We start from the raw sequence: 20,645 nt of genomic DNA, 5'->3' as shown, positions 1-20,645 counted from the left end.
CGCCCCATATTGCGGCCATGCCGAAAAGCTCCGACACCACCGCGACCAGGCCGAAAGCGGCGAAGAAGCCCTCTTCGGCCCGTACGCCGAATTCCAAGGCGACCAAGCCCGAGCTGAAGCCGCTCGAAGGCTATCTCGCCGATCTGCTGAACCCCGCGATCAACCGCGGCACGGCGGTGCCCGGCGGCGCCTCCGGCTTCAGCGACCAGCCGCAGGCCGGCTACGAGGCCAAGCCGAGCTACGCACTGGAACGGCCGGGCGGCGAGGAGAGGCCGAAGCGCAAGCTCTCCAAGAAGGCGGATTCCGCCTTCATCGGCGCCGAGGGCGCGGCCGCCGCGACCGCGAGCTCGCTGCAGCATTTGCTCGAAACCGGCAGCCCCTTCATCCAGCCCGGCAAGCCCTGGACGCCGCACCGGCCCGAGCGCCCCGAGAAATCGGAAGGCGGCATCGCCTTCACGATGAAGTCGGACTTCTCCCCGTCAGGAGACCAGCCGACCGCGATCGCCGATCTCGTCGACGGCATCCGCCGGCAGGAGCGCGATCAGGTCCTGCTCGGCGTCACCGGCTCGGGCAAGACCTTCACCATGGCGAAGGTGATCGAGGAGACGCAGCGCCCGGCGCTGATCCTCGCGCCGAACAAGACGCTGGCCGCCCAATTGTACGGGGAATTCAAAAGCTTCTTCCCCGACAACGCGGTCGAGTACTTCGTCTCCTATTACGACTATTACCAGCCGGAGGCCTATGTCCCGCGCTCGGACACCTATATCGAGAAGGAATCCTCGATCAACGAGCAGATCGACCGCATGCGCCATTCGGCGACGCGCTCTCTGCTCGAACGCGACGACGTGATCATCGTCGCCTCGGTCTCCTGCATCTACGGTATCGGCTCGGTCGAGACCTATACGGCGATGACCTTCTCGGTGAAGCTCGGCGAGCGCATCGAGCAGCGCCAGCTCATCGCCGATCTCGTCGCGCTCCAGTACAAGCGCACCCAGCACGACTTCGCCCGCGGCACCTTCCGGGTCCGCGGCGACGTCATCGAGCTCTATCCGGCGCACTATGAGGACCGGGCCTGGCGCATCGGCCTGTTCGGCGACGAGGTCGAGTCGATCGCCGAGTTCGACCCGCTGACCGGCCAGAAGACCGGCGAGCTCGAATTCATCAAGGTCTACGGCAATTCGCACTACACCACACCGCGCCCGACGCTGACCCAGGCGGTGAAGTCTATCAAGGAGGAGCTGAAAGCCCGCCTCGACGAGCTCAACCGCATGGGCCGCTTCCTGGAGGCGCAGCGGCTCGACCAGCGCTGCACCTTCGACATCGAGATGATCGAGGCGACCGGCTCCTGCAACGGCATCGAGAACTATTCGCGCTATCTCACCGGCCGCAAGCCGGGCGAGCCGCCGCCGACGCTGTTTGAATACCTGCCCGACAACGCCCTCGTTTTCACCGACGAGAGTCACGTCTCCGTGCCGCAGATCGGCGGCATGTACCGGGGCGACTTCCGCCGCAAGGCGACGCTGGCCGAATACGGCTTCCGCCTGCCCTCCTGCATGGACAACCGGCCCTTGCGCTTCGAGGAATGGGACGCGATGCGGCCCCAGTCGGTGCATGTCTCGGCCACGCCCGGCGGCTGGGAGATGGAGCAGACCGGCGGCGTCTTCACCGAGCAGGTCATCCGCCCGACCGGGCTGATCGACCCGCCGGTCGAGATTCGCCCCGCCAAGCATCAGGTCGCGGACCTGCTCGACGAGGTCAAGGAGGTCACCGAGAAGGGCTATCGCACGCTGGTCACAGTGCTGACCAAGCGCATGGCCGAGGACCTGACCGAGTACCTGCACGAGAACGGCGTGCGCGTGCGCTACATGCACTCGGATATCGACACGATCGAGCGCATCGAGATCCTCAGAGACCTGCGCCTTGGCGCCTTCGACGTGCTGGTCGGCATCAACCTGCTGCGCGAGGGCCTCGACATTCCCGAATGCGGCTTCGTCGCCATCTTGGACGCCGACAAGGAGGGCTTCCTGCGCTCCGAGACGTCCTTGATCCAGACCATCGGCCGTGCCGCGCGAAACGTCGACGGCAAGGTCATCCTGTATGCCGACCACGTCACCGGCTCGATGGAGCGGGCGATGGCGGAGACCAACCGCCGCCGCGAGAAGCAGGTCGCCTATAACGCGGAACACGGCATCACGCCGCAGACGGTGAAGAAGAATATCGGCGACATTCTCGGCTCGGTCTATGAGCGCGACCATGTCACGGTCGACAAGGGGCTGGTGGCGCCGGCCTCGGGCCACAATCTCAAGGCCGCGATCGCCGATCTCGAGAAGCGCATGCGCGAGGCCGCGGCCGATCTCGAATTCGAGACGGCGGCCCGCCTGCGCGACGAGATCAAGCGCCTGCAGGCGACGGAGCTGGCGATTGCGGACGATCCGCTCGCCCGGCAGGGTGAGGTCGAGGCCTCCGCCGGCAAGTACAAGGGCGAGCGCAGCTACGGCTCCAGCGCCAACCTGCCGCCGACCCGCGCAAAAGCCTCGCCGGCAGGCGACGGCGTCTCTACCAGAGCCAGAAAGCCCACGGACGAGGATATGGGCCCGCATAACTGGGGCGGCGGCGAGGGCAAGCCGAAATCGTCGCGCGAACGGCCGCGCAAGCCGACGCTGGACGAGATGGGCCCGAGGCCGGATGTGCGGCCGAAGGGCGCTGGGGAAAGGCGGGGGCGGCGCGGTTGAGGGCTGTTTCCTTGACAGCCAAAGCGCGGGAAACCCCTCTCCCGCATCGAACTCGGCTGTTGCCGAGTTCGACACTTCAGGTGCTGATCTCGGGCAAGCCCGAGATCAGTGAGAGGGGCAGGGGTGAGGGATCGCCGCTGATCGTCAGGCCGCAACGACGCCGCGGCGCCTTATCTTGAACCGCACACCCTCATCCGGCGCTCCGCGCCACCTTCTCCCATCCGGGAGAAGGAAGAGGCGTTGCGGTTCCGACGCCTCGCGTCATGCTCGGCCTTGTGCCGAGCATCCACGTCTTGCGACGGTGCCGATGGGCGGCCTTATCGGGATTGGCTCGCGCAGACACGGCAAAGGCGTGGATGGTCGGGACAAGCCCGACCATGACGGCGGCGCCATCGCCTATCCTCGCAGCCATGACCGTCCCCTCCACCTTCGTCCATGCCTCACGCGACCTCGAACGCTTCCTGCTCGATGCGCGCGATGAACTCGGCCATGCCACCACGCATCAGACCTGGCAGTCGGTGCTGGCCGTGCTCGTCACCTTCCGAGCGCGCCTGACGCCGGCCGAGGGGCTCGCCTTCGCCGATGCTCTGCCGCCGCTACTCGCGACAATGATCCTGCAGGACTGGGACCTCGATCAGCCGTCCAAACCCTTCGCCGAACGGGTGGCGTTGGCGCGGGAGGCGATGGCCTTTCGCGGAGACCACAGCATCTTGCCGGAAAGCGGTATCGCCGATGTCGCCCGGGCGCTGCGCCGGCATGTCGAGCCGCAAGCCTTCGAGCGCGCGCTGGACAAGCTTCCGCCCGGCGCGCGGGAATTCTGGGCGGTCTGAGCCTCAAGCCCCGTCGAAAGCCGCGTGATAGCGCACCGTGCCGGCCGGCAGCTCCGCGCCGAAACCGAGGCGCATGAAGTACTCTGGCGGCACGCCCTCCAGCACCAGCGCCGGGTCGTTGGCGAAGCCGAAGCGGCCGTAATAGGCGGGGTCGCCGAGCAGGACGCAGCCACCGCCGCCATTCTCGCGCAGGCGCCGCAAACCATCGCGGATCAGGCCCGAGCCGATGCCGCCGCGCTGCCGGCCGGGCTGTACCGAGACCGGCCCGAGCCCGAACCAATCGCGCTCCGCCCCGTCGATCGTCACCGGCGAGAAGGCGACATGGCCGACGATCTCTTCGCCCTCGACGGCGACGAGCGAGAGCGTCAGCGCCCCGGCCGCGCGCAGGCCGTCGACGATCGCCGCTTCGGTGCCGCTGCTATGCGGCGCCGTCGCGAAGGCCTCCGTGGTCAGGGCGCGGATGGCGTCGGAATCGGCGGGCTGTTCGGGGCGGATGTGCATCCGGGGCTTATGCCATGCCGGTATCGCCGATGAAAACTAATCCCCGCCCGCGCGTCCCCGCCTATTCTCTGTTCACCTCACCCCGAGGGGCGGCCATCCGGAGGCATGCTGCATGGCGGGGCGGGGGCGGCGCCCTGCGGCCGGGTTTGCACCCCGGACTCGGGAGGCTGCGGGAACCGCCCTGGGGATAATACGGTCCCTGCGCGAGGAGCCTCGCTAGGAGAGGCGGCGCGGCGGTGGCGAGGCGGCAGGCGCGCGACGACCCGTTGAGGGAAGCTGGCACGCCCCGTCCGTCCGCGATCGACGCTCCGCCCAACGGAAGCGCGGCCCGCAGTTTTCAAGAACGCCGACAAGCGGAGCGCCACGGGGCGTGCGGATGGTGGCTCAATCCATCCGCGCCGCATCCTGGCTCAACGGAAGCGGCCGATACTCCGCGCCTCGCGGCGCTCCGCTGCCCCTCGTCATCCACGAACGCCCGCGCGCGAGCCGGGCGACTGAGGACCTATGAGCTTTCGCGCAGGCGCGCGATGCAGGAGCGGATCATGGCGAAGCTGGACTGGCAGACGCCGGAGCAGGCGCAGTGGCAGGCGGATTACGAGGCCCGGCGGGCGCGGCAGCATCGCAGCCTGGTGGACCGGCTGGAGATCTGGTCGTTCTGCCCGCGCAAGGGCTGCCAGCGGCAGAAGAGCTGCGGCCACGAGCAGCCGTCGCTCTGTTTGAATGCCTTCTTCGCGACGATGCCCGAGGAGGTGAAGCAGTATGTCCGGCTCGTGGTCGATGCCCGGACCGGCGGCGCGAGCCCGGCCGAGGCCGATCGGATCGCCTGCGAGCGCATGATCGCGGTCGACGGCCGCACGCCCTTCGACGATCTCTGATACGGAAAAGTCAGGCGGCGACGGCGAGCTGCGTGTCGAGCTTGCGGATGGCGGTGCTCAGCTCGGGCTCGTCGACGATGTCGGCGGCGTCGGCTAGCTTGAACCAGTGCAGGTCGCGCTGGTGCTGCTCGGCCCAGCTATCGAGCTGCTGCTCGACCTCGAGCAGGTAGAGCTTCACCTCGCAGAGCGCGAAATGGTCGTTCATCCGCTTCCAGTAGGTATAGCGCCCGGCGGGCTTCTCGCTGACGCGGCCGATCACGCCGGCCTCCTCATAGGCTTCGCGCGCGGCGGCGTCGCGGTCCTTCACGCCCTTCATCGGCCAGCCCTTGGGCACGATCCAGCGGCGCGTCGTGCGCGAGGTCACGAGCAGGATCTCCGTCGAGCCGTCGGCGGCGTGGCGGATCGGCATGGCGGCGATCTGCGACCGCTTCTCCCCCGGTTTCCGCTTGGCCTTCTTCATCGACGCTGAGAGCCCTTTCCTGGCTGCACATTCGTCCGGCTCCGAATCACAGATGTTCGCCGGAGCGAATAAATATTGCATCGATTCGCAGAAATGGAAGGGGCGTTCCGCTGAATCGCATCAGGCTTTCGATTCGTGCATGGCCTCCGGTTTGGCCAGCCGCAGCAGCAGCCAGCCGCAGATGCCCGATAGCAGCGATCCCGCGAGCACGCCGATCTTGGTCTGGTCCTGCAGGGCTTCCGAGGCGGGGAAGGCGAGCAGCCCGATGAAGAGGCTCATGGTGAAGCCGATGCCGCAGAGCAGGGCGATGCCGTAGAACTGCGCCCAGGACGCTCGGGCCGGCAGATCGGCGAGCCCGGCGCGGATCGCCAGCCAGCCAAAGCCGAAGACGCCGATCTGCTTGCCGAGGAACAGCCCGAGCATGATGCCGAGCGGAACGGCCTGGCCGAGCGTCGCAAGTCCCAGCCCGGCGAAGGAGACGCCGGCATTGGCGAAGCCGAAGATCGGGATGATCAGGAACGCAACCCAGGGGTGCAGCCCGTGCTCCAGCCGGTGCAGCGGCGAGGTGGTGCTGTCGGGCCTGGCCGGCGAGGGGGTGAGCGGGATGGTCAGCGCCAGCGCGACGCCGGCCAAGGTCGCATGCACGCCGGATTTGAGGGTGAAGTACCAGAGCGCCGCGCCGAGCAGGAGATAGGGCGCAAGCCGCATCACGCCGAGCCGGTTCAGCGCGACGAGCGCGACGAGCGTCGCCACCGCGAGCCCGAGATAGAGGCCCGAGAGCTCGGCGGTATAGAAGACCGCGATGATGATGACCGCGCCGAGATCGTCGAGGATCGCCAGCGCCGTCAGGAAGATCTTGAGCGAGGCTGGCACGCGCGAGCCCAGCAGCGACAGCACGCCGAGCGCGAAGGCGATATCGGTCGCGGCGGGGATCGCCCAGCCGCGCAGCGTGTCGGGCGAGCCGAGATTGAAGCCGACATAGACCAGCGCCGGCGCGATCATGCCGCCAAGCGCGGCGAAGCCGGGCAGCGCCCGGCGCGCCCAGCTCGAGAGCTGCCCGTCGAGCATCTCGCGCTTGATCTCGAGTCCGACGAGCAGGAAGAACACTGCCATCAGCGCGTCGTTGATCCAGTGCAGGACCGACAGGCCCAGCACATAGCTCTTCAGCACGCCGAAATAGAGCGGCGCCGCCGGCGAGTTGGCGACGACGAGGGCCAGCGCCGCGACGACCATCAGGACGATGCCGCCCGCTGCTTCGCTGTGCAGGAAGTCCCGCAAGGCGGAAAGGGGTTTCGTCCGGGTCGCGGGGGCGGCCATCAAGCTCTCCTTCGTCGATTAGACGAGAAGAGATACGACAGGTGGCCGTCGATGACCAAGTTTGCCGATGCCGCAGGCGGAATCAGGACTTCTTGCCGTCCTTGTCGAACTGCTTGAGGAAGGCGATCAGGTCCTTGATCTCCTTCTCGTTCTTGATGCCGACGAAGATCATCTTGGTGCCGGGGATCCTGGCCCTGGGGTCCTTGATGTACTCGGCGAAGGTCGCCTCGTCCCAGGTCAGGCCGGAATTCTTGTTGGCGTTCGAATAGCTGTAACCCTCGACCGCGCCGGAATGCCGGCCGATCAGCCCGTTCAGCTCGGGCCCGACGAGGTTGCGCGCGCCCTCGCCGACCTGATGGCAGGCCCGGCATTTGGCGAAGGAGCGCTCGCCGGCCGAGATGTCCTGTGCCATCGCGGCGTGGGTCAGGACGGGGAGGAGGAGAACAAGGCTGGAGAGAATGGCTCGCATGATCGCGTCTTTCGACTTGGAGGCATTCTCAGCTTAGCGCCGAGTCATCAGGCGATGGCATGAGCCATTTCGCCGCGCGTCGTGCTGTCCGCTCCGTCGATCGAACCGGACGGCCTTGCTCCGGGCTCAGAGTTCGCCGATCCACTCCGCCACGGTGGCGGTGAAGGCATCCGGCCGCGAGATCGGGAAGAGATGTCCGCCGGTTTCCATGATCGCCCGCCGACAGCCGGGCAGGGCGGCGGCGAGTTCTTCCTGATGATAGACCGGCACGACCATGTCGTCGCGCGTGCCGAGGACGAGCACCGGCATCATCAGCGAGTCGATATCGGCGGTGCCGTCGAAGGCGAGCAGCGCGTCGAGACGTTCGCGCGTCACCGTCCGGGCCTGCTCGCTGACCGGCGCGGCGGCGATCCCGGCGTCGTAGATATGCCAGTTCGCCTCGATCCAGCGCGGCTGGTAGGCGCTCAGCACCGAGGTGGCGGCATAGGCGTAGGGATCGCAGGCGAGGATGGCGCGCCGGGCGCCGAAGACGGCGTTCAGGTAGCGGCCGGACTTGAGCCAGCTCGCGCTCAGGATCAGGCCGTCGAGCCGGCCGGGCGCCTGCTTGGCGATGGCCTGCGCGATGCAGCCGCCGGTGGAATGGCCGAGCACCACGGCCCGCGCGACGCCGGCAGCGTCGAGAACGGCAAGGCTGTCCTGCGCCAAGAGGTCGATGGAGCACGGGGCTTCGCCGCGCGTGCTGGCGCCGATGCCGCGCTGGTCGAAGCGGATGACCTGGAAGGAGCGGGAGAGGGTCGCGGCGATGTCGCTCCAGAAGGCGGCGCTGCCGCTGAGCCCGCTGACGAGCAGCAGAGGCTGGCCATGCCCTTCCTTGAAAGCGTGCAGCGTTGCGCCGTCCGGCGTCTCGACCTTGAAGTCGATGATGTCCGTCGTTGCCGTCATGCGTCACCTCGCAGATGGAGATGCCGAAGGCTGCGCTGCCCGCGCATGATTTCGTCCATGGCCCCATCCTCCCTGGAATATTGGGTCGCCCACCCCGATCGCTCGGCCTTGATTTTGCCGATGGGATCGCTTCGTGGCAGGATGGCGCATCGGAACCGCCCCCGCCATGGCTTGAGCGCAGGGGGCGCAATGTCTTTGACGCAGATCAAATGGACCAAAGACTAATTGGCCTGCGTCTGATGCATGTCTTTGTGCGCGATGCGGCGGGCTCTTGGCATGTCGCCATGCTCGGTCACGGGGTCAGGACGGGTTGAGTCCCTCGCTCAGGGCGTAGGGCGCGAGCACGTCGCGGATGTCGCGCTCGATGCGCGGCGTCAGCAGTGCGCGGGTGACCACGGCTCGCAGGTGGTGATCCATCAGGTCTGCGGCCCGGGCGGCGTCGCCGGCGCGCAGCGCGTCGATCAATTGGCGATGCTCGGAGACGGCGCATTCGCTCGAATGCGGGCGCCCGTAGATCGCCAGGATCAGCGAGCAGCGCGAAGAGGCTTCCTGGACATAGCGCAGCAGCAGCGCGTTGCCGGTCATCTTGGCGAGCTTGATGTGGAACTCGCCGGAGAGGCGGATCGATTCCGGGCCGTCCTGCTCATGCGCCTTCTCTTCCTGGCGGACATGGGCTTCCAGCTCGGCGACCTGGGCGGGGGTGATGCGGCCGGCGAGGCTTTCGGCCACGAGCCGTTCGAGGCCGCGCCGCACCTCGAAGACGTCGCGTGCCTCTTCCAGCGTCGGGTAGGCGACCGAGGCGCCGCGATTGGGCTTGAGCTCGACGAGGCCCTCGACGGCGAGCCGTCCGAAGGCCTCGCGCACCAGGGTGCGGCTGACGCCGAGCTGCTCGCCGATCGAGTCCTCCGGCAGCTTCATGCCGGGTTTCAGTGCCTGCTCGATGATCGCCCGCCGCAGTGCCCGATAGACGGATTCGGCGCGCAGAACCGGGGCTCGCTTCTCGGCCATCGTGGCTTTCCCTCGTGCAGGAACGGTCTTGTCCGGGGGGTTCAATGTCACGATAGCGGGCTCCGCGCCAGTTTCCGCTTGTGTTCAATAATCGCATACAATACGCTTCTCATATCGTATGCAAGTATGCCTTATAATCGCACACGAAAATGACGCGCAAAGCGTCAGGTGCATAACGGGACGGCAGAAAGTGATCGAGACTCGGCGGAGCCGCAGGCGCGCCGACGCAAAAGGGGAGAAGTCGATGAAGAAGGCCTGGTTGCTGGCGGCCGTTGCCGCCTTTGCGCTCACCAGCGCGGCGGAAGCCAAGACGCTGAAATGGGGCGCCTCACGCGAGATCGCCTCGCTCGATCCCTATTCCTATGGCGAGACTTTCACACTGTCCGTGCTGAATCACGTCTATGAGGGGCTGGTGCGCTACACCGGCGATCTCAAGATCGAGCCGGCGCTGGCGGAATCCTGGGAGACGGTGTCGCCGACCGTCTGGCGCTTCAAGCTGCGCCAGGGCGTCAAGTTCCATAACGGCAACCCCTTCACGGCCGACGATGTTCTCGCCTCGCTGGCCCGCGTCACCCATGAGACCTCGCCGCTCAAGGGCAATCTGCCGGCCTATAAGAGCTCGAAGAAGATCGACGACTACACGATCGAGCTCGAGGTCAACGGCCCTTATCCGCTGCTGCTGAACGATCTCACCAACATCTTCATCTTCGACAAGGAGTGGATGGAGGCGAACAACTCGCTGCTCCCGACCGATTCCGGCAAGGGTGTGAAGGGCTACGCCACCGATAACGCCAACGGCACCGGCCCGTTCAAGGTCGAGAGCCGGCGCGCCGATTCCAAGACGGTCTTCGTCAAGAACGCCGGCTGGTGGGACAAGCCCAAGCACAATATCGACGTGATCGAGTTCTCGCCGATCACCTCGTCCTCGACCCGCGTCGCGGCGTTGCTCTCGGGTGAGATCGACTACACCAACGTCGCCCCGCTGCAGGACCTGCCCCGCCTTTCCGCCTCGCCGGACGTCAAGGTGCTGCAGACCAACGAACTGCGCTCGGTGTTCTTCGCGCTCAATCTCGGCGACAAGCTGATCGAGAGCGACGTCAAGGACAAAAACCCCTTCAAGGACATCCGGGTCCGCGAGGCGCTCTATCGCGCCATCGACATCGACGCGGTGCACAAGCGCGCCATGCGCGGCCTGTCGCGCAATACCGGCGCCCTCGTCGCCCCGGCGATCCCCGGCTACGAGCCCTCGCAGGACGAGCGCCTGCCCTTCGACCTGAACGGCGCCAAGAAGCTCCTGGCCGATGCCGGCTATCCCAACGGCTTCTCGTTCCAGATCAACTGCCAGAGCGACTCTCTCGTCAACGAGGAGGAGTTCTGCCAGGCGGTCGCGGCGATGTGGTCGCGCGCCGGCCTCAAGCCGAACCTCAGCATGGCCCCGCGCAGCCAGCAGACGCCGAAGCGCGTCAAGGGCGAGTTCGACGTCATCTCCTTCGGCTGGGCCAACGAGCCGATGATCGACGCCTACTCCCTGCTCGTGCAGGTGCTGCACTCGAAGAGCGGCACGAGTGGCGTCTTCAACTGGGGCAACTGGGGCGATCCGCGCATCGACGCGCTGATCGACAAGGCTGGTGTCGAGCTCGATACGCCCAAGCGCATCGAGATGATGAAGGAAGCGCTCAAGATCGCCAAGAAGGAGCAGCTCTTCATTCCGCTGCACCAGCAGCCGATGGCCTGGGCGATGCGCAACACCGTCGTCTCGACCGTGCAGGCCTCGGACAACAAGCCGCGGCTCTGGCTGACCATGATGAAGTGAGGCGGTCGCGGTCCAACCGTCATGGCCGGGTTTGATCCGGCCATCTCGGCAACCAGCGCCTTCTCCTGAAGTTCCCGGGTCTTCGCAGGACGAAGCCCGGGAATGACGCCGGAACGCAGGAGTTCCCATGCCGGCCTTTCTTTTCAAGCGACTGCTCAACGCCGCCGGCGTGATGCTGGCGGTGGCCTTTCTCGCCTTCCTGATCTTCCGCTTCGTCGGCGACCCCGTGGAGCTGATGCTGAACGAGCAGGCGAGCCAGCAGCAGCGCGACGAACTGCGCGTTCGCCTCGGCCTCGACAAGGGCTTCGTGCTGCAATACGCGACCTTCGTCGGCAATGCCGTGCGCGGCGATTTCGGCATCTCCTACCGCAACCAGCAGGATGTCTTCACGCTGATCTCGGAGCGCTTCCCGGCGACCTTCGAGCTGGTGCTGGTCGCGACCTTCCTGTCGCTCGCCGTCGGCGTTCCCCTGGGCGTCTACACCGCGATCCGACGAGACAGTTTTCTCGCCAAGACCCTGCAATTCGTCTCGGTGCTCGGGGTGTCCCTGCCGAGCTTCGCGCTCGGCATCCTCTTCATCCTGATCTTCTCGGTGACGCTGCAATGGCTCCCGGCCTTCGGGCGCGGCGAGGTCGTGCAGATCGGCTGGTGGAGCACCGGCTTCCTGACAGCCTCCGGCCGCAAGGCGCTGATCCTGCCCGGCATCACGCTCTCGCTCTTCCAGATCACGCTGGTGATGCGCCTTGTCCGCGCCGAGATGCTGGAGACCATGCGCACCGACTTCATCCGCTTCGCCCGGGCACGGGGCCTGCCGTCCCGCGCCGTCCATTTCGGCCATGCTTTGCGCAACTGCCTGATGCCGGTCATCACCGTCACCGGCCTGCAGATCGGCAACCTCATCGCCTTCGCGCTGGTCACCGAGACGGTCTTCCAGTGGCCGGGCATGGGCATGCTCTTCGTCCAGGCCGTGACCTTCGTCGATATCCCGGTGATGGCGGCCTATCTGATCGTCGTCTCCTTCATCTTCGTCACGCTCAACACGCTGGTGGACCTGACCTATGCCTGGGTCGACCCGCGCCTGCGCGAGGATGCGCTGACGGGAGGCGCAAATGCCCGCTGAGAAGAACCGGCCCGCTGACACCGTGACAAAGCCCGGCCGCCTGCGCCGTTTCCTCGACAGCGATATCGGCTGGAGCTTCTGCCACACGCCCGTCGCTTGGCTCTCGGCTCTGGTGCTGGCGCTGCTGGTGCTGAGCGCGCTCTTCGCCCCGCTGATCGCGCCGCAGAACCCGTACGACCTCGCGCAGATCTTCATCGACAAGGCCGAGATTCCGCCGATCTGGCAGGAGGGCGGCGAATGGCCCTTCCTGCTCGGCACCGACCCGCAGGGCCGCGACGTGCTCTCGGCCATCCTCTACGGCTCGCGCATCTCGCTGATCATCGGCTTCTCCGCCGTGGTCGTCTCGATGCTGATCGGCGTTTCGATCGGGCTGACGGCCGGCTTCTATGGCGGACGCATCGACAACCTGCTGATGCGGCTGGGCGACACCGTGCTCTCGATTCCGACGCTGCTGATGGCGATCCTGGTCTCGGCGATCTTCCGCGAGATGCTGCCGCCGGCCCTGCGCGAGCCCTTCTCCGCCGTGGTGCTGGTGCTCTCGATCGCGCTGACGAGCTGGGTGCAATACGCTCGCACCGTGCGCGCGCTGACCATGGTCGAGCGCCGCAAGGAATACGTGCTCGCCGCCCGCATCATCAAGGTGCCGGCGACGCGGATCATGGGCCGCCACATCCTGCCCAACACGATGACGCCGGTGCTGGTCTCGGCGACGCTGAGCCTCGGCCTCGCCATCCTCTCGGAGGCGACGCTCTCCTTCCTCGGCGTCGGCATGCCGATCACCCAGCCCTCGTTGGGCACGCTGATCCGCATCGGCAACCAGTACCTGTTCTCCGGCTCCTGGTGGCTCGTCGTCTTCCCCTCGCTGCAGCTCGGCCTGATCGTGCTCTCGGTCAACCTGCTCGGCGACTGGCTCCGCGACGCGCTGAACCCGAAGCTGCGCTGACCATCATAAGAAACCACGAGGATACGCCTGCGATGACTGCCTCACTCCTGATCCGCAATATCAGGCCGAATGCCGGGCCGGCTCTCGATATCCTCATCGAGAACGGCCGCATCATCCGGATCGCGAAGGACATCGTCGCGCCAGCCGGCGTGACGGTCGAGGATGGTCGCGGCGAGATCGCCATCCCCGGCCTGGTCGAGGCCCACGCCCATCTCGACAAGAGCCTCCTGGGCATGACCTGGTACGTCAACGAAGTCGGCCCGAAGCTGCTCGACAAGATCGACAACGAGCGCCTGAGCAAGAAGCGCCTCGATCTCGACCCGGCCCGCCAGTCGGCGCGCCAGACCGTGCAGTCCTCGGCGCTGGGCTCGACCCACACCCGCAGCCATGTCGATGTCGACACCGATCTCGGCCTCTGGGGCGTCGAGGGCATCATGAAGACCCGCGAGGATTACGCGGACATCATGGACATCGAACTCGTCGCCTTCCCGCAATCGGGGCTGCTGCGCCGGCCGGGCACGCTGGAGCTGATGCATGAGGCGATGAAGGCCGGCTGCGAGATCGTCGGCGGGCTCGACCCTTGCGCCATCGACCGCGATCCGAAGGGCCATCTCGATGCGATCTTCGGGCTCTGCCAGACCTATGGCCGGCCGCTCGACATCCATCTGCACGAGCCCGGCGAGATGGGCCTGTTCTCGCTCGACCTGATCATCGAGCGCACCCGCGCGCTCGGCATGAAGGGCAAGGTCACCGTCAGCCACGCCTTCTGCCTCGGCACCGCGCCGGAACTGGTCGACCCCGTGATCCCGCAGCTCGCCGATCTCGACATCGCGATCATGACGACGGCGCCGGCCCGCAACACCGCGCCGGCCGTCAAGAAGCTGCTCGATGCCGGCATCCGCGTCTGCTCGGGCTCGGACGGCATCCGCGACACCTGGGGCCCCTATGGCAATGCCGACATGGTCGAGCGCGCCATGTTCATCGGCCTGCGCAACAATTTCCGCCGCGACGACGAAGTCGAGCTGGGCCTCCATGTCTGCACGACCGGCGGCGCCCAGGTGATGGAGATCGCCGATTACGGCCTCGCCGAAGGCAAGATCGCCGATCTCGTGATCATGCCCGGCCAGAGCCTGACGGATATCGTCGTGACCCGTTCGCCCAAGCGCCGCGTGATCAAGCGCGGCAAGATCGTCGCCCGTGACGGCGTTTCGGTGAGGACTGCCCCGTGAGCCTGCAAGCCAAGAAGCGGCCCGAAGGCCGCATCCTGATGACCGCCCGCTGGGTGGTCGGCCACAAGGACGGCCGCCATCGCCTCTACGAGAACGGCGAGGTCGTGTTCGAGAACGGCGAGGTCGTCTTCGTCGGTTATGGCTTCCCCGGCGAAGTCGCACGCCGCATCGATTACGGCCATGCCCTGATCGGGCCGGGCTTCGTCGACTGCGACGCGCTCTCCGATCTCGACACCACCATCCTCGGCTATGACAACCAGCCGGCCTGGAAGAAGGGCCGTGTCTGGCCGCGCAGCTATCTCGAGGCTGGCCCCTACGAGATGTACACGCGCGAGGAACTGGCCTTTCAGAAGCGCTATGCCTTCTCCCAGTTGATCCGCAACGGCATCACCACCGCGCTGCCGATCGCCTCGCTGTTCTACCGCGCCTGGGGCGAGACGGTGCAGGAATTCGAGGACGCTGCGGTTGCCGCCGCCGATCTCGGCCTGCGCGCCTATCTCGGCCCGGCCTATCGCACCGGCAATCAGGTCGTCGAGAGCGACGGGCGCGTCGTCACCTATTACGAGGAAGAGCGCGGGCTCGCTGAGCTCGATGCCGCCATCGACTTCGCCAAGCGTCACGAAGGTGTGGCCGGCGGCCTGATCCGCGCGATGTTCGCGCCGGACCGGATCGAGACCTCGACGGCCGAACTGCTGCGCCGCACGGCGGCAGCCTCGCGCGAGCTCGATATCCCCGTCCGGCTCCATTGCTGCCAGTCGAAGATCGAATACGATCTCGTCCTCGCCCAGCACGGCATGAGCCCGCCGGAATGGCTGGAAAGCCTCGGCTTCCTCAACGAGCGTTGCCTGCTGCCGCATGGCACCGTCGTCTCCGGCAGCCGCCTGATCGACCGCCCCGGCCGCGATCTCGAGATCATCCGCGATTCCGGCGCCAGCATCGTGCATTGCCCGCTGGTCTCCGGCCGGCACGGCAACAGCATCAATCATTTCGGCAGCTATCGCGCCATGGGCCTGAACATCGCCATGGGTACCGATACCGCCCCGCCCGACATGATCATGAACATGCAGACCGGCATGATCCTCTCCCGCACCATGGCCGGCAATGTCGGCGCCGTGCGCTCCGAGGATTATTACGACGCCGCGACCATCGGCGGCGCGGATGCGTTGCAACGGCCCGATCTCGGCCGTCTCCAGCCCGGCGCCCGCGCCGACATCACTGTCTTCGCGTTCGACCGGCCGCATAGCGGACAGGTCATCGACCCCATCCAGACGATGATGCTGACCGGCCATGGCCGCGATTTCGCGACCGTGGTGATCGACGGCCGCTTCGTCATGGAGAACCGGGCCATTCCCGGCCAGGACGAGGCCGCCGACAATGCCCGCGCCCAGAAGCAGTTCGAGGGCGTGATGGCGCGCTATCCCGAGCGCACGCTCGGCCACCCGCCGATGAGCGAGATCTTCTCGTCGAGCTACCCGATCGAACGCAGCGAGGCCTCTGCATGACCGCAACCGCCGCCGCGCCTCTCCTGTCCGTCCGCGACCTGCGCATCGTCTTCGATGGCCGCCACGGCCCGTTGACCGCGCTGGACGGCGTTTCCTTCGATATCGCGCCGGGCGAGATCCTCGGCGTGGTCGGCGAGTCCGGGGCGGGCAAGTCCCTGACCGGCACGGCGGTGATCGGCCTGCTCGATCCGCCGGGCCGTGTCGCCGGCGGCGAGATCCATCTCTCCGGCCAGCGCATCGACAACCTGCCGGCCGAGCAGATGCGCAAGCTGCGCGGCCGGCGCATCGGCGCGATCTTCCAGGACCCGCTGACCTCGCTGCACCCGCTGCTCAAGGTCGGCGACCAGCTCGTCGAGACCATCCTGACCCATCTGCCGGTCAGCCGTACGGAGGCGCGCAAACGCGCGCTCGACCTGCTCAAGGAGGTCGGCATTCCCGCCGCCGAGACGCGGATCGACCATTTCCCGCACCAGTTCTCGGGCGGCATGCGCCAGCGCGTCGTCATCGCGCTCGCACTCTGCGCCGAGCCCTCTCTGATCATCGCCGACGAGCCGACGACGGCGCTCGACGTCTCCATCCAGGCCCAGATCACCACCTTGCTGAAGCGGCTCTGCCGCGAGCACGGCACCGCGATCATGCTGGTCACCCACGACATGGGCGTCATCGCCGAGACCGCCGACCGGGTCGCGGTGATGTATGCCGGCCGCATCGTCGAGATCGGCCCGGTCGCGGAGGTGACGCGCCGGCCGAGCCATCCCTATACCGCCGGGCTGATGGCCTCGATCCCCAGCGTCCATGTCCGCCACGAGCATCTCAACCAGATCGACGGCGCCATGCCGCGCCTCAACGCCATCCCGCCGGGCTGCGCCTTCAACCCGCGCTGTGGCCGGGCCGAAGCCTTCTGCCGCGAGAACAAGCCCGGCCTGCCTCTCTCTGGGCATGCCGCAGCCTGCCATTTCCCTCTGAAGGAGGCGGCCCATGCTTGAGCAAGCCACGATGCCCGCCCCAGCCCGAGCGGCTGGCGACGACATCATCCTCGATGTCGCCGCGGCCTGCTGCCGCTTCGATGTCTCGGCGCCGGCGCTCTCGCGCCTGTTTTCGCATGAGCCACGGCGCATCCTGCGCGCGGTCGAGAACGTCTCGTTCACGGTCAGGCGCGGCACCACCTTCAGCATCGTCGGCGAATCCGGTTGCGGAAAATCGACGCTCGCCCGCATGGTCGTCGGCCTGCAGCGGCCGACCGAGGGCCAGCTCAGCTTCCGCGACATCCGCCGCGCCGACGGCACCATCGGCCCGCCGCGCGTGCAGATGATCTTCCAGGACCCTTACGCCTCGCTCAATCCACGCTGGCGCGTTGGCGACATCATCGCCGAGCCGATCCGCGAGTTGGGCCTGCGCGCCGACGAGGTCGCGATCCAGCAGCGCGTCGGCGATCTCCTGGAGACCGTCGGCCTCTCGCGCACCGATGCGAGCCGTTACCCGCACGCCTTCTCGGGTGGCCAGCGCCAGCGCATCTCGATTGCGCGTGCGCTCGCGACCGAAGCCGATTTCCTCGTCTGCGACGAACCGACCTCGGCGCTCGACGTTTCCGTGCAGGCGCAGATCCTCAACCTGATGGTCCGGCTGCAGAAGGAATTCGGGCTGACCTATCTCTTCATCAGCCACAATCTCTCGGTCGTTCGGCACATGTCGGACGATATCGCGATCATGTATCTCGGCCGCTTCGTCGAGGCGGGTCCGGCCGAGCAGGTCTTCACCCGGCCGCAGCACCCCTATACGCGCCTGCTGCTCGACACGATCCCCGATGTCGAGCGGCCGAACCGGGAACGCCGGCCAATGTCCGGCGAGGTGCCGAGCCCGATCAGCCCGCCAGCCGGCTGCACCTTCAACCCGCGCTGCGCGCAAGCCGCCGACCGCTGCCGTGTCGAGCGGCCGGAGCTGCGGCAACTGGGTGGTGTCCGCGTTTCCTGCCACTTCGCCTGAGGTGTGGGCACCGCTGACCCGACCTCAGTGGCATCGAGCCACAGCCTTGTCATTCCGGGGCGCGCCGCAGGCGTGAACCCGGAACCCACGACCGGGTTAGATATCGGGTATGCTGTTGCCGGTAGCCCGCCCGGTCGTGGGTTCCGGGTTCTTCGCTCCGCGAAGCCCCGGAATGACAAAGGTGGTTCAGCCGCCCGCTCAGCTTAGCCGACCAGCGTCGCTTCCAGCGTGATCGGCGCCTTGAATAGCTTCGAGACCGGGCAGCCGGCTTTGGCCTTACCGGCCAGCGACTCGAAGGTTTCCTGGTCGGTGCCGGGCACCTTGCCTTTGAGCGTCAGGTGGATCGCGGTGATGGCGTAGCCGTCATCGAGCTTGTCGAGCGTCACCCGGGCCGAGGTGTCCAGTGCATCGGCCTTGAGCCCGGCTTCGCCGAGAATGAGCGAGAGCGCCATGGTGAAGCAGGCGGCATGCGCGGCGCCGATCAGCTCCTCGGGATTGCTGCCGGGCTTGCCTTCGAAGCGGCTGGCGAAGCCGTAAGGGTAGGCGTCGAGCGCCTTGGTCTCGGTCGAGATCGTGCCCTTGCCGTCCTTGATGCCGCCCTCCCAATGGGCCGCGCCGGTCTTGTTGATCGCCATGATGCTGTCTCCCGTTCTGGTTGGATCGGTATCCTGCGGCAGGAACGCTACCCTTCGACAACGGTCGAGCGCGAGTCCGGTTCACCGGCACGCGACCGCCAGAGGACAAATATGTCGAATTGCCCTAAGGTCATCATCCCGAACGCTGGAGGCTGCCATGACCGCATTCAATGCCGTTCGTTTCAAGGTGAAGCCGGGGATGGAGACCGCTTTTCTGGACGCCCATCGTCATGTCGCCGCCGATTGGCCCGGCCTGCGGCACGCGAACATCATCGCGGCCGGCGAGGGGCGTTATTGCATCATCGCGGAATGGGAGAGCATGGATGCGATGGCGGCGGCCCGCCCGCAGATGATCGCCACGCTCAACGGCTTCCGTCATACGCTCGATGATCTCGGCAACGGGCTCGGCGTCACCGATCCGATCGCCGGTACGGTGGCCCTGTCGCTGAAATAGAGCCCGCACCCGCGCGAGGCCGCGCCGGATGTCACAAGCGAAAGGCCCGCACCGATCGCTCGATGCGGGCCGTCTGATTGGCCGAAGATGTCGTCGCTCAGCGGAACAGGGCCAGCGACTTCGACAGCGTGATCCAGACGCCCCAGGCGATCGGCAGGCCGACCACGGCCCAGGCGAGGAGAGCGGTGCCGTCGAAGCCGCCCTTGCCGATGCCGTAGGAGCCGTAATGGGCCGTCGCGTCGACGCTCGCCGACCGCTTCTGGAGCGCTGCGACCTCGGCATCCTTCATGAACCATTTGGCCGCGACCGGACGGACCAGCAGGTTGCAGAGGAAGCCCAGCACCAGCATGCCGGCGAGGATGTACATGGTGCGGTCATAGACCTGCGCGCGCGGCACGCCGGCCGCGATCTGCGCTTCGCGGATATAGTTCACCACGACCGGGCCGATGATGCCGGCGGTCGACCACGCCGTCAGCAGGCGGCCATGGATGGCGCCGACGAACTGCGTGCCGAACATGTCGGCGAGATAGGCCGGCACCGTCGCGAAGCCGCCGCCATACATCGACAGGATGATGCAGAAGAAACCGACGAAGAGCGCCAGAGACCCGGCATGCGCCGCCCAGGGCGAGAGCGCATAGAGCAGGATGCCGAGCCCGAAGAAGGTGGCATAGGTCAGCTTGCGGCCGAGCTTGTCCGAAAGCGAGGCCCAGAAGAAGCGCCCGGCGATGTTGAACAGCGAGAGCAGGCCGACGAAGGCCGCCGCGATCGTGGCGATCTGCGTCTTCTGCGCGGCGTCGAGCGCGGAAAAGCCGATCTCCGGCTTGCCGATCAGCGAGCCCGCGAATATCTCCTGCAGCATCGGCGAGGCCATGCCGAGCACGCCGATGCCGGCCGAGACGTTGAGGGTCAGCACCGACCAGATCAGCCAGAACTGCTTGGTCTTGTGCGCGTTCTTCAGGTGGACATGGCCGGAGGTGATCATGGCGTTCTGCGTTGCCGGCGGCGTCCAGCCTTCCGGGCGCCAGTTCGCCGGCGGCACGCGATAGCCGAAGGTACCGGCCATCATGAAGACGAAATAGATCGCGGCCATGGCGACGAAGGTCTGCCAGACGCCGACCGATTGCGCCGTCTTGAAATGGTTCATCAGCATGTCCGCCAGCGGCGAGCCGATCATCGCGCCGCCGCCGAAGCCCATGATCGCCATGCCGGTCGCCATGCCGCGCCGGTCCGGGAACCATTTCACCAGCGTCGAGACCGGCGAGATATAGCCGAGACCGAGACCGATGCCGCCGATCACGCCGGAGCCCACCCACATCAGCCAGAGCTGGTGCCAGTAGACGCCGAGCGCCGAGATCAGCAGGCCGCCGCACCAGCACAAAGTCGAGACGAAGGCCGCCTTGCGCGGGCCGACCCGCTCGAGCCAGCCGCCCCAGATCGCGGCCGATGAGCCGAGCAGCACGAAGAACAGCGTGTACATCCAGCCGAGATCGGCGACCTTCCAGTCGCAGGATGTGGTGAACAGCGAGCCGATCAGGCCGACATCCGCCGCGCAGGCGACGGGCTTGGTGATGCCGATCGCCTGGCTCAGCGGCAGCCAGAACACCGAGAAGCCATAGGCCATGCCGATGCACAGATGGATGCAGAGCGCGGCCGGCGGCACGAGCCAGCGGTTGAAGCCCGGCTTGGCGATGGTCCGTTCGCGGTCGAGCAGGCCGATGCCGCCCCCGACCTGTCCGATATCCTGTGCGACACTCATTCCCCGGTTCCTTTCCCCATGGCTTCGCCGTTCGGGCCGGGTAGGGTCCCAGCTCGCTTGTGTCTTCTCATCGCCG

19 protein-coding genes are annotated in these 20,645 nt (G+C 66.8%); 11 read left to right on the top strand and 8 right to left on the bottom strand.

The genetic code is table 11. From position 1 onward, the window contains the following. Positions 1–17 precede the first annotated feature (17 nt). Positions 18–2,732 (top strand): excinuclease ABC subunit UvrB, encoded by a 2,715-nt coding sequence (gene uvrB, locus AC6RIC_RS24060; protein WP_499734228.1) that lies wholly within the window; start codon positions 18–20, stop codon positions 2,730–2,732. A gap of 377 nt (positions 2,733–3,109) precedes the next feature. Continuing rightward, positions 3,110–3,562 carry a DUF2267 domain-containing protein gene (locus tag AC6RIC_RS24055; protein ID WP_499734227.1) on the top strand — a complete coding sequence of 151 codons (453 nt, stop codon included), beginning with the start codon at positions 3,110–3,112 and terminating at the stop codon, positions 3,560–3,562. 3 nt (positions 3,563–3,565) lie between these two features. Here AC6RIC_RS24055 and AC6RIC_RS24050 read toward each other — a convergent pair whose 3' ends face one another. Beyond that, complete coding sequence (locus AC6RIC_RS24050; RefSeq protein ID WP_499734226.1) at positions 3,566–4,063, bottom strand: GNAT family N-acetyltransferase; 498 nt, start codon at positions 4,061–4,063, stop codon at positions 3,566–3,568. 542 nt (positions 4,064–4,605) lie between these two features. Between AC6RIC_RS24050 and AC6RIC_RS24045 the strand changes: the two genes are divergently transcribed. Next, positions 4,606–4,938: a hypothetical protein gene (locus tag AC6RIC_RS24045; RefSeq protein WP_454658463.1), complete on the top strand. Its 333-nt coding sequence runs from the start codon at positions 4,606–4,608 to the stop codon at positions 4,936–4,938. 10 nt (positions 4,939–4,948) lie between these two features. Here AC6RIC_RS24045 and AC6RIC_RS24040 read toward each other — a convergent pair whose 3' ends face one another. From AC6RIC_RS24040 to AC6RIC_RS24020, 5 genes are all read right to left on the bottom strand, one after another. Continuing rightward, on the bottom strand, positions 4,949–5,398 hold the full coding sequence (locus tag AC6RIC_RS24040) for an NUDIX hydrolase (RefSeq protein ID WP_499734225.1): 450 nt from the start codon (positions 5,396–5,398) through the stop codon (positions 4,949–4,951). 120 nt (positions 5,399–5,518) lie between these two features. Continuing rightward, positions 5,519–6,715 (bottom strand): Na+/H+ antiporter NhaA, encoded by a 1,197-nt coding sequence (gene nhaA / locus AC6RIC_RS24035; RefSeq protein WP_499734224.1) that lies wholly within the window; start codon positions 6,713–6,715, stop codon positions 5,519–5,521. An 82-nt stretch (positions 6,716–6,797) separates the two neighbouring features. Continuing rightward, positions 6,798–7,184, bottom strand: coding sequence for a c-type cytochrome (locus tag AC6RIC_RS24030; RefSeq protein ID WP_454658460.1), 387 nt, complete (start codon positions 7,182–7,184; stop codon positions 6,798–6,800). Positions 7,185–7,310: 126 nt separating this feature from the next. Then, positions 7,311–8,126: an alpha/beta fold hydrolase gene (locus tag AC6RIC_RS24025; protein ID WP_499734223.1), complete on the bottom strand. Its 816-nt coding sequence runs from the start codon at positions 8,124–8,126 to the stop codon at positions 7,311–7,313. Positions 8,127–8,426: 300 nt separating this feature from the next. Then, positions 8,427–9,134 carry a GntR family transcriptional regulator gene (locus AC6RIC_RS24020; protein ID WP_454658458.1) on the bottom strand — a complete coding sequence of 236 codons (708 nt, stop codon included), beginning with the start codon at positions 9,132–9,134 and terminating at the stop codon, positions 8,427–8,429. Between the two features lie 244 nt (positions 9,135–9,378). On the opposite strand from AC6RIC_RS24020, the gene AC6RIC_RS24015 reads away from it, so the two are divergent. From AC6RIC_RS24015 to AC6RIC_RS23985, 7 genes are all read left to right on the top strand, one after another. Further along, the gene (locus tag AC6RIC_RS24015; RefSeq protein WP_454658457.1) at positions 9,379–10,947 is read left to right on the top strand and encodes an ABC transporter substrate-binding protein; all 1,569 of its coding nucleotides are present in this window, start codon (positions 9,379–9,381) and stop codon (positions 10,945–10,947) included. A 127-nt stretch (positions 10,948–11,074) separates the two neighbouring features. After that, positions 11,075–12,067: an ABC transporter permease gene (locus tag AC6RIC_RS24010; protein ID WP_454658456.1), complete on the top strand. Its 993-nt coding sequence runs from the start codon at positions 11,075–11,077 to the stop codon at positions 12,065–12,067. Further along, entirely contained in the window at positions 12,057–13,010 is a 954-nt protein-coding gene (locus AC6RIC_RS24005) for an ABC transporter permease (protein ID WP_454658455.1), read from the top strand. Before AC6RIC_RS24010 ends, AC6RIC_RS24005 begins: the two co-directional genes overlap by 11 nt. 32 nt (positions 13,011–13,042) lie before the next feature. Continuing rightward, entirely contained in the window at positions 13,043–14,239 is a 1,197-nt protein-coding gene (locus AC6RIC_RS24000; protein WP_499734222.1) for an amidohydrolase family protein, read from the top strand. Positions 14,240–14,277: 38 nt separating this feature from the next. After that, complete coding sequence (locus AC6RIC_RS23995; protein ID WP_454659059.1) at positions 14,278–15,741, top strand: amidohydrolase family protein; 1,464 nt, start codon at positions 14,278–14,280, stop codon at positions 15,739–15,741. After that, complete coding sequence (locus AC6RIC_RS23990) at positions 15,738–16,727, top strand: ABC transporter ATP-binding protein (RefSeq protein ID WP_499734221.1); 990 nt, start codon at positions 15,738–15,740, stop codon at positions 16,725–16,727. The genes AC6RIC_RS23995 and AC6RIC_RS23990 overlap by 4 nt, the downstream gene beginning before the upstream one ends. Further along, the gene (locus AC6RIC_RS23985; protein ID WP_499734220.1) at positions 16,720–17,724 is read left to right on the top strand and encodes an ABC transporter ATP-binding protein; all 1,005 of its coding nucleotides are present in this window, start codon (positions 16,720–16,722) and stop codon (positions 17,722–17,724) included. The genes AC6RIC_RS23990 and AC6RIC_RS23985 overlap by 8 nt, the downstream gene beginning before the upstream one ends. Positions 17,725–17,927: 203 nt before the next feature. On the opposite strand, the gene AC6RIC_RS23980 is transcribed toward AC6RIC_RS23985, so the two are convergent. Continuing rightward, on the bottom strand, positions 17,928–18,359 hold the full coding sequence (locus AC6RIC_RS23980; RefSeq protein ID WP_499734219.1) for an OsmC family protein: 432 nt from the start codon (positions 18,357–18,359) through the stop codon (positions 17,928–17,930). A gap of 157 nt (positions 18,360–18,516) precedes the next feature. Between AC6RIC_RS23980 and AC6RIC_RS23975 the strand changes: the two genes are divergently transcribed. After that, positions 18,517–18,813 carry an antibiotic biosynthesis monooxygenase family protein gene (locus AC6RIC_RS23975; RefSeq protein WP_499734218.1) on the top strand — a complete coding sequence of 99 codons (297 nt, stop codon included), beginning with the start codon at positions 18,517–18,519 and terminating at the stop codon, positions 18,811–18,813. Positions 18,814–18,910: 97 nt separating this feature from the next. Here AC6RIC_RS23975 and AC6RIC_RS23970 read toward each other — a convergent pair whose 3' ends face one another. Beyond that, positions 18,911–20,569: an OFA family MFS transporter gene (locus AC6RIC_RS23970; protein WP_454658449.1), complete on the bottom strand. Its 1,659-nt coding sequence runs from the start codon at positions 20,567–20,569 to the stop codon at positions 18,911–18,913. Between the last annotated feature and the right edge of the window lie 76 nt (positions 20,570–20,645).

This window comes from Allobosea sp. TBD101, from assembly GCF_059817965.1.
The sequence above is the reverse complement of the archived record's forward strand: the minus strand, read 5'-3'. Positions and strand labels throughout refer to the sequence as shown.

Excerpts from the sequence above, each read along its gene's own strand:
- AC6RIC_RS24020 (WP_454658458.1), bottom strand. The coding sequence starts at position 9,134 with ATGGCCGAGAAGCGAGCCCCGGTTCTGCGCGCCGAATCCGTCTATCGG.
- nhaA (WP_499734224.1), bottom strand. The coding sequence starts at position 6,715 with ATGGCCGCCCCCGCGACCCGGACGAAACCCCTTTCCGCCTTGCGGGAC.
- AC6RIC_RS23980 (WP_499734219.1), bottom strand. The coding sequence starts at position 18,359 with ATGGCGATCAACAAGACCGGCGCGGCCCATTGGGAGGGCGGCATCAAG.
- AC6RIC_RS24050 (WP_499734226.1), bottom strand. The coding sequence starts at position 4,063 with ATGCACATCCGCCCCGAACAGCCCGCCGATTCCGACGCCATCCGCGCC.
- AC6RIC_RS23985 (WP_499734220.1), top strand. The coding sequence starts at position 16,720 with ATGCTTGAGCAAGCCACGATGCCCGCCCCAGCCCGAGCGGCTGGCGAC.
- AC6RIC_RS24000 (WP_499734222.1), top strand. The coding sequence starts at position 13,043 with ATGACTGCCTCACTCCTGATCCGCAATATCAGGCCGAATGCCGGGCCG.
- AC6RIC_RS23975 (WP_499734218.1), top strand. The coding sequence starts at position 18,517 with ATGACCGCATTCAATGCCGTTCGTTTCAAGGTGAAGCCGGGGATGGAG.
- uvrB (WP_499734228.1), top strand. The coding sequence starts at position 18 with ATGCCGAAAAGCTCCGACACCACCGCGACCAGGCCGAAAGCGGCGAAG.
- AC6RIC_RS24030 (WP_454658460.1), bottom strand. The coding sequence starts at position 7,184 with ATGCGAGCCATTCTCTCCAGCCTTGTTCTCCTCCTCCCCGTCCTGACC.
- AC6RIC_RS24005 (WP_454658455.1), top strand. The coding sequence starts at position 12,057 with ATGCCCGCTGAGAAGAACCGGCCCGCTGACACCGTGACAAAGCCCGGC.
- AC6RIC_RS24045 (WP_454658463.1), top strand. The coding sequence starts at position 4,606 with ATGGCGAAGCTGGACTGGCAGACGCCGGAGCAGGCGCAGTGGCAGGCG.
- AC6RIC_RS24025 (WP_499734223.1), bottom strand. The coding sequence starts at position 8,126 with ATGACGGCAACGACGGACATCATCGACTTCAAGGTCGAGACGCCGGAC.
- AC6RIC_RS23970 (WP_454658449.1), bottom strand. The coding sequence starts at position 20,569 with ATGAGTGTCGCACAGGATATCGGACAGGTCGGGGGCGGCATCGGCCTG.
- AC6RIC_RS24055 (WP_499734227.1), top strand. The coding sequence starts at position 3,110 with ATGACGGCGGCGCCATCGCCTATCCTCGCAGCCATGACCGTCCCCTCC.
- AC6RIC_RS23995 (WP_454659059.1), top strand. The coding sequence starts at position 14,278 with ATGACCGCCCGCTGGGTGGTCGGCCACAAGGACGGCCGCCATCGCCTC.
- AC6RIC_RS24010 (WP_454658456.1), top strand. The coding sequence starts at position 11,075 with ATGCCGGCCTTTCTTTTCAAGCGACTGCTCAACGCCGCCGGCGTGATG.
- AC6RIC_RS24015 (WP_454658457.1), top strand. The coding sequence starts at position 9,379 with ATGAAGAAGGCCTGGTTGCTGGCGGCCGTTGCCGCCTTTGCGCTCACC.
- AC6RIC_RS24040 (WP_499734225.1), bottom strand. The coding sequence starts at position 5,398 with ATGAAGAAGGCCAAGCGGAAACCGGGGGAGAAGCGGTCGCAGATCGCC.
- AC6RIC_RS23990 (WP_499734221.1), top strand. The coding sequence starts at position 15,738 with ATGACCGCAACCGCCGCCGCGCCTCTCCTGTCCGTCCGCGACCTGCGC.